Source organism: Pseudomonas sp. HMWF006 (assembly GCF_003061205.1).
Taxonomy (GTDB): Bacteria; Pseudomonadota; Gammaproteobacteria; order Pseudomonadales; family Pseudomonadaceae; genus Aquipseudomonas; species Aquipseudomonas monsensis.
The window spans coordinates 815-7,820 of sequence record NZ_QAIU01000390.1; the positions used below are offsets into that span (position 1 = coordinate 815).

General features: G+C 63.8%; 5 protein-coding genes. 1 reads left to right on the plus strand and 4 read right to left on the minus strand.

Annotated features, from left to right (window positions below; all coding sequences use genetic code 11):
* On the minus strand, window positions 1-1,236 hold a 1,236-nt coding region (locus DBR24_RS15950; RefSeq protein ID WP_371921301.1), incomplete at its 3' end, for a DUF2300 domain-containing protein.
* On the opposite strand from DBR24_RS15950, the gene DBR24_RS34850 reads away from it, so the two are divergent.
* Window positions 1,141-1,443: a hypothetical protein gene (locus tag DBR24_RS34850; RefSeq protein WP_371921302.1), complete on the plus strand. Its 303-nt coding sequence runs from the start codon at window positions 1,141-1,143 to the stop codon at window positions 1,441-1,443. The genes DBR24_RS15950 and DBR24_RS34850 overlap by 96 nt on opposite strands.
* Here the strand turns inward: DBR24_RS34850 and DBR24_RS15955 are convergent.
* The 3 genes from DBR24_RS15955 to DBR24_RS15965 all read right to left on the minus strand — a co-directional run.
* On the minus strand, window positions 1,436-6,010 hold the full coding sequence (locus DBR24_RS15955; protein WP_128615238.1) for an alpha-2-macroglobulin: 4,575 nt from the start codon (window positions 6,008-6,010) through the stop codon (window positions 1,436-1,438). The genes DBR24_RS34850 and DBR24_RS15955 overlap by 8 nt on opposite strands.
* Window positions 6,007-6,657, minus strand: coding sequence for a DUF1175 domain-containing protein (locus DBR24_RS15960; protein WP_128615239.1), 651 nt, complete (start codon window positions 6,655-6,657; stop codon window positions 6,007-6,009). The genes DBR24_RS15955 and DBR24_RS15960 overlap by 4 nt, the downstream gene beginning before the upstream one ends.
* A partial coding sequence (locus DBR24_RS15965; protein ID WP_128615240.1) for a DUF2138 family protein occupies window positions 6,642-7,006 on the minus strand: 365 nt, incomplete at its 5' end. The genes DBR24_RS15965 and DBR24_RS15960, both read right to left, overlap by 16 nt.

The window sequence follows — 7,006 nt, forward strand, 5'->3', positions numbered from 1 at the left end:
GCACACCGCGAAGGTGCTGACTTCGTTGTAGCCGGTTTCGCTTTCCAGCGTCGGACGCCAGCCGCGACGCTGCTTTTGCAGCCAGTCCTGTGCGGCGGGCAGTGCTTCGCAGGAAGCGACCGGGTTGTCCCACCGGCTGAGGCTGGCGCGTGGATAGGCGTGCAGCAAAATGGCGTCGTAGCGCTGACCGGCGTTGGCTTGTTCGACGGCTTGTTGCCAGGCGAGCTTGTCCGGGCCGGGTTGATCGGAGTGATAGGTGACGGTGCTGCCGGCCAGTACCAGGTCCGCCGTCCACGCCGCGATGTTGCGTGACTCGGCCGAAGCTGGGCGCGGGGCGACGCGCTGGCGATTACTGCTGTCGTCGATGCTCAGGCAATCGCCGTTGCGCGTGGCGTTTTGCAGCAGATAGGTACGGATCGCCACGGCCAGCGCCTTGGCCGCTTCTGCAGGTTCCGGTTTGGCTTCGCGCTCAAGGACGCGGGCGACGTATTCTTCGCGATCGAGCCGGGCGGCCAGTTTGTCGTTGAGCAGAAACAGTTCACCGGCGCTGTGGATATCCAGCGCATTGCCATTGGCGAATTCGACGCGGTAGTCGCCTTGCAACGGGCCGGACGTCACCACCCGCTCGCCCGCCAGGACCCGCGCCAGCGGATAACGCGAGAACAGACCGACTTCGACACAACGCCCAGCCTCCGCCGGCCATGCCGCTGACAACACCGTCGACAATGCCTGACCGTACTGCCGCAGAACCATCTGACTGGTGCCGCGCCCGCCAGCCCAGACCGGCGCACCGTCCGCCGTCCAACCGGCGAAACCACCCTGGCGCGACTGCGGGTCCTGATCGCCGAGCCAGCTCCAGGTCTTCACCCGCCAGCGCCCGCCCAGCTCACCGACGACATTGCCGTCCGCCGCGTTCAGTACCACGTCGAGTAATACGCGGCGCATCTGATCCTGCGCCGGCAGCACCGCCAACACCTTCAGCAACTCAGCCACGGAAACCCGCGTAGCCGGTTGCACCGACGGTAAGTCGAGCAACCACGACGGCGCCTGCCGCGCCTGCCAATACGTGCGCCAATCGGCAGAAGCGATGCCCAGCCGCGCCGGCTCAAAGTACAACCCGCAGGATTTCACCAACGCCTGATCACGTTCGATCTTGCCGCCCGCCGAGCAGCAATAAACCTCTTCCTTCGACTGCCCGCGACATTCATATGCGGGCTCGCGCGCACCGGTATCCACCAGCCACGCATAGACGAACAATTTCCACAGACTGCCCAGCGGCGTATCCAGCGTCGCCGGCAAGGGCTCGCGGGCGATCAGTTGCGTGTGATTCAACGACAACAACTCACCCTTATAGGCAACGCGCAACGGCTCATCCTGCGCCGTCGCCAGCGCAGGCATCACACACATCAGCAGCCACAGCAGCGGCCGGTTCATGTCAGTTGACCGTGACCTGACCGAGGGCAGCTTTCGCTTCCTGGGCCTGATGCTGCGGCGCGTAGACCTGAGTGAAACGCACCGGCGGCAGGTTGAACTGGCCCTTCTGTGAGAAGCGCACCAGATGGCGCAGGCGCAATTCGCCGCTCAGCGCATCCACCGGCACCGCGTAGGCCAGTTGCCCCGGTTCGAAGCGCGCCTTTTCCAGCGCGGTCGGCTCGGTGCCGTCCTTGCCCTGCAACTTGATACCCCACGTCGTGCGCTCGACATCGGCGCCGGGTGGCAGCGGTACTTCGAGCATGCCGTAGCGCAGCGGTTTCGGCGCCTTGCTGGTGAGGATCACTTCGTCCAGATACAGGCTGTCGCTGGACAGCGGTTTGCTGCCGACCGGCTCCAGTTTGAAGGTGAACGCTTCGTCGCCCGGCACCAGTCGCGACAGGCGCCGGGTGATGGTCACGGCCATTGGATCGACGGCCGGTTGCCGGGTCTGGAAGCTCAACGCCGCGCGCAGCGGACGCTCTTGCGTACCGGACACCGTCAACACGCTCGGCACCGGTGTCGCACCCTGCCACGTCCAGAACATCTCACCGGTTGCGCCATAGTTTTTCTTCCAGCCTTCACCCGGCATCAGTGCGATGGTCGGCGAGGCCTGGGTGATGCTGCGTTGCAACCAGCTCAGCGCCAGGGCGCGTTCGAGGGTCGATTGTTGTGGCAGCAGACGTTGCAACAACGCCGTCGCACGCGCCTGATCGAACGGCTGCAGCGACAGGTTCAGCGCTTCGGCAAACGGCTGCGAACTGACCGCCAGACGCTGTTGCGCCGCGCCGACCTGACGATTGAACGCCTCCGGCAGCGCCACTTTCGCCTGGGTCGCCAGCGACGCGGTCAACACCCGCGCCGCCGCCAGACCGAGCGCCGAGTCCGGGTCGTTCATCACCAGGCTGTCTTCGCCGTCGTCCATCAGGGTTTCGGCGTTGCCCTCACCGGCCTTGGCCAGATCCTCCATCAGACCGCTGAGCAAAGTGTTCACCGGCAAATGCATCTGCTTGGCAAACGACAGAATCAGCGCCCGTTGCAGCAATGGCGTGTTCGGCGCTTGCTTGGCGTACACCTCCAGCACGCGCTGCCAGTGTTCTGGCGGCAGGGTCAGCTCCAGCACCTGACTGGCGTTCCAGTCGGCGTAGTAGGCATAGGCAGTAAGGAACGCATCCGGCTCGCCGTCATAACCCCACCAGGTGAAGCTCGCGGACGGCCCGGCCATTTGCACCAGACGCAGACGACTGTTCTGCATGATCAGACGCAGGCGATCACGGATCTGCGGGCTCGACGCCAGCGACGGATACGCGATGCTCAGCGGCAGCAAGCGGCTGGCGGTCTGCTCGACGCCGCCGTACGGGTAGCTCAGCAGATCATCGAGGGCCGAGCGGAACAACGCTTGCGGACTGTCATCCAGACGCAGGCGAATGTCAGTGGCGTCCGCCGGCAGGCTCAACGGGGTATCGCCGCTGGCGACGTCGAGGCTTTGGGTTTGCGTGACTTGCCAGCCATCACCGGTGGCGCTCAGGCGCACGGCCAAAGCGTCAGCGGTTTTGCCGTCCTGCACCAGTTCGGCAGTCCACTCCCCCGCGGCCAGGGCGAACGCTGGCAGCGGCAGGTAGTTGATGCCGTTGTTCAGGGTCACCGGCAGGCGTTGTTCGGCCCCTGCGTAGTGCGTGACCAGTTCAGCCTTGACCGGTTTCTCGGCCTGACTGAAGGCGAACACGCCGAATTGCGGCTGATCGCCCTTGCGGAATGTGCTCGGCCCGCTCCACTTCAGGTACAGCGGTTTTTCCGAACGGACGAACTGCTTTTTCTGCCCGACCTGACCGTCATCGGCAATGGCCCGCGCGGTGATGCGCCAGCGAGTCAGAGAGTCCGGCATCTTGAAGGTGAAACGGGTTTTGCCGTCGGCACCGGTGAGCAACTCTGGCTGCCAGGCGGCGGTGTCGACGTCTTCACGACGCGGACGCTCCAACACTTTCACTCCGCGTTCACTGCGGTTGGCCTTGCCCGGCGCGCCAGGGCTGCCCGGCAACGCGACGTCGTAACTGATGAACGACAGGCTGGCGCTGGTGCGCACGTTGTTGCGACGCGGGTGATAGAAGAACTGGTCAATGGTCGGCGCGACTTCCGGTTGCAGCGCATAGACCATTTCATCGACCACACTGACGGTCAGGTGCGCCGGCACCGCTTTGCCGGCGAACTGGGTGGTCAGGTCGACGGTGACGGTTTCGCCCGGCTGATACACCGCTTTGTCGGTGCTGATTGCCACGTCGATTTGCGGCGCGACCACCTTGATCCCGGCGTTCTGGAAGCTGTACTGACCGCCCTTGGTGTACAGCACCGAGAAGGTCAGGTTCGGCGCGAAGTTGTCCTTCACCGGAATGCGTGCGCGGTATTGGGTGTCACTGAGTTTTTCCAGCTTCAGCCAGTCGCCGCCCTTGGCCAGCAGCGCGGTGGCTTCGACCTTGTCGCGCTCCAGCGACAGCAGGGCATCGCTGACCGGCTCCGGGAACGTGATCAGCGCCAGCGCTTCATCGCCGGCCTTGTACTCGGGCTTGTCGAGGACGATTTCCACAGTGCCCGGCACCGCTTTGACGCCCTCCCCCGTGACCGAATGGCCGGTGGCGCCGAGGACGCGACCGTGCTGATCTTTCAGCGTCAGGTTGTAAGTGCCCGGACGTTCGAAGGCAATGCTGAAGCCCTTGTCCGTCGCCGCCAGTTTGCCTTCACCGGTGCTCTGGTCTTCCAGACGCACCCAGCCGTAACTGCTCGGGGTCACTGCTTTGCTCTGCTCGCTGCCGCCCTCGTTGGCGTAGCTGAACGCGACTTTGTCGTTGACCGCGCTGAAACGTTGCGGCGCGCTCAAACGGAAGCTCGCGGCGCCACGATCAATGAGGATTTCCTTGGTGGTCTTGACCCGATACGCCGCACCATCGCTGGCGAATACGGTCAGCATGTAGCGGCTCGGTTTGTCGGCGGCCGGCAAGTCGAGGGTCGCATTGCCCTTGCTGTCGGTGGTCAGTTCAGTGCTGGTCAGTTCCACCGGGAATTGCCCGAGGTATTGCAGCTCGTTATCGACCATCGACAATTGCTGGGCACGCAGGCTCAGGGTCAGTTTGGCGTTGGCCACCGGTTTGCCGTCCGGGTAGAGCAGCACCAGGCTGCCTTTGACCGGCTCGCCGGTGCGGTAATCCTGTTTGGCCAGGTTCAGCGAAATCTCGAAGTGCGGCTTGATGTACTCGGCGACACGGAAAGCACTGCTGTAAGCCTGATCCTTATAGTTGAAACGGATCTCGTAACCACCGGCCACGGCGTTGTCCGGCAGCTGGAAACGGCCTTGGGTGCCGGCCTTGGAATCGAGTTTCAGGTCGAGGTGCTGCAGCTCGGTGCCAGTAGCGTCGAGCACGCTGACGGTGACATCCGCCGCGCCAGGCAACACCGAATCCCGCGCATTCTTGAACTCGCGACCAACGATTTTCAGCGACACCCAGTCTCCCGGGCGATACAGCGGCCGGTCGGTGAAGGCATAGAGTTTGGTGTCGTAGATTTCGCTGTCGTAATAGAAGTTCTCGGAGACGAACACCCCGCCCTCTTCGTCTTCGCCGATGACGAACGAACGCTCGGGGCTGACGTGTTTCAGGCGCAGCAAACCATCGGCATCGGTGGCGCCGCTGCTCATCACACCGAGGCCGTCGGTCCACAGCACGTTGACCTTCGGCACCGAACTGCCTTCGTGTTTGCGCGCAGCCCAGACCAGCAATTCATCGCCGGCAATCTTGCTCACCGCCACGGTGTTGGAGACGAAGACCATGGTGGTCGCGCGGTACTTGCCGATCAGCGCTTCAACCAGATACAGGCCCGGCTTCAACTGGCCCAACGGGATGTAGACGTTACCCGGTGCGACGCTGACGAAGTCGCTGGACGAGCCGGCCAGATTGACCCCGGCCGGCGGCTGGATCGGCTTGGCCTGCCACAGCGGATAGCGGAACTGGCTGACCACCGGCAGACCCGGAATCAAGGCGAATTGCGGCTGCGCGTCGTACGGCGTCGGCGCGACCATGGCGTTGCCCATCTTCAGTTCCGGCACTTCCTCGGTGACTTGCTTGCGCGACTCGTAGGAGAACGCGCGCTGCATCACCCGGCGGGATTTGCGGTACCAGTTGTCCCACAGGTACGCGAGGGTGTTGGACAGGCCTTCGCCCTTGAACTGGCCGTCGCTGACCACACGGTGCAGGTTCTTCTGGCGCTTGAGGAAATCCAGCGGCTTGTCGATGCGGTACACGCGAATGTCGGCGCCGCCATAAGGTTCCATGCGGAAGCGGCGATAGTCGCGGCCGGGTGCTTCGAGGCGCACCATCGCCTGTTCGTCCGCCGCGAAACTGCTGTCGGCGAGCAGGAAGAAGCTTTCACCGGAGACCGGCGTGTAGCCGCTCGGCTCCACCGAATCTTCAGCGTTGACAGTCGCCAGTGGCAGCAACAGCGCCAGCAGCAGAGGAATTCGAGCGCAGAGTCGCAACATGCGGGCACCGGTCATTGGGAGAGAAAGTTCAGTCGATAGACGCCGATGAAGTTGGGGTTGGCTGCGTCGGGTATCCATCGGGTGTCCTTCCATGTCATGAGTTGCTGCAGGCTTGCCGAACGCATGCCGTTGTCAGTCGGGGTGGTGGTGCCGGTGTGATAGGCGATGTAGCGGCCCATCCAGATCATCAGGTGCTGGTCGTCGCCCTGATCGAAAAACATCAGGTCGCCGGGGCGCGCCTGAGACACGTCGCGGCTGACCAGATGGCTGTTGAACTGAATCAGTTTGATCGCGTTGACGTACGGCCCGACCTTGCCGCCGCCCTGCTGCCATTGCTGGGCGAGCTTGCGCTGCTCATCGCTCAGCGACAGCTCCGGCGGCAGATAGCGATTGGACAGGCCGTTGCTGCGCAGCCACTTGTCGTCATGGACTTTCAGCGCTTCGTTGGCGGCGAAACGCACCAGCCCGGCGCAGTCCTGCTGATACCAGCGCGGGCTCGGGCCCTGACTCAGTTGCTCCTGAGCGATGCGCACGAACCAGGCGCGGAACACCTGGGATTGCGCCGGATCGAGCGCCGGCGCTTCGATGGCACGAGCGCCCGCACTGAACAACAGCGCGAGCAGGCCGAGGCTGCGGATCAATGCCGTCACAGCGCTTTCCATTCCAGCGGCAGCCATTGCCAGTGGCCGTCAGGCTCGCTGCCTTGCGGCAGGGTCAGGGCGTATTTGCCGAAGCCGCCGAGGGTGCGCAGTTTCGGGATCAGGTAGGTTTGCGCGGCGTTGTAGAACACCGGCTCCATGTCCTGCGGCAGGCTGTCGAGGGTTTCCTGTTGCATCAGCTGCGCCATCGCGTCCGGGCCGAAGTAGATCGGCATCAGCACGTCTTTGGGCAGCACGTCGGCCATCGGCGGGAAGCGCTTGTCGAGGGTGCCGAGGGCCTTGTCGACCAGTTTGTCGTCGAGGGAAAACAGCAGCGTCGAACCATGACGGGCGAGGCTGACTTTCATGAAGG

Coding starts and splice junctions, on each gene's coding strand:
- DBR24_RS15955 (WP_128615238.1), bottom strand. CDS start 6,010: ATGACCGGTGCCCGCATGTTGCGACTCTGCGCTCGAATTCCTCTGCTG.
- DBR24_RS15960 (WP_128615239.1), bottom strand. CDS start 6,657: ATGGAAAGCGCTGTGACGGCATTGATCCGCAGCCTCGGCCTGCTCGCG.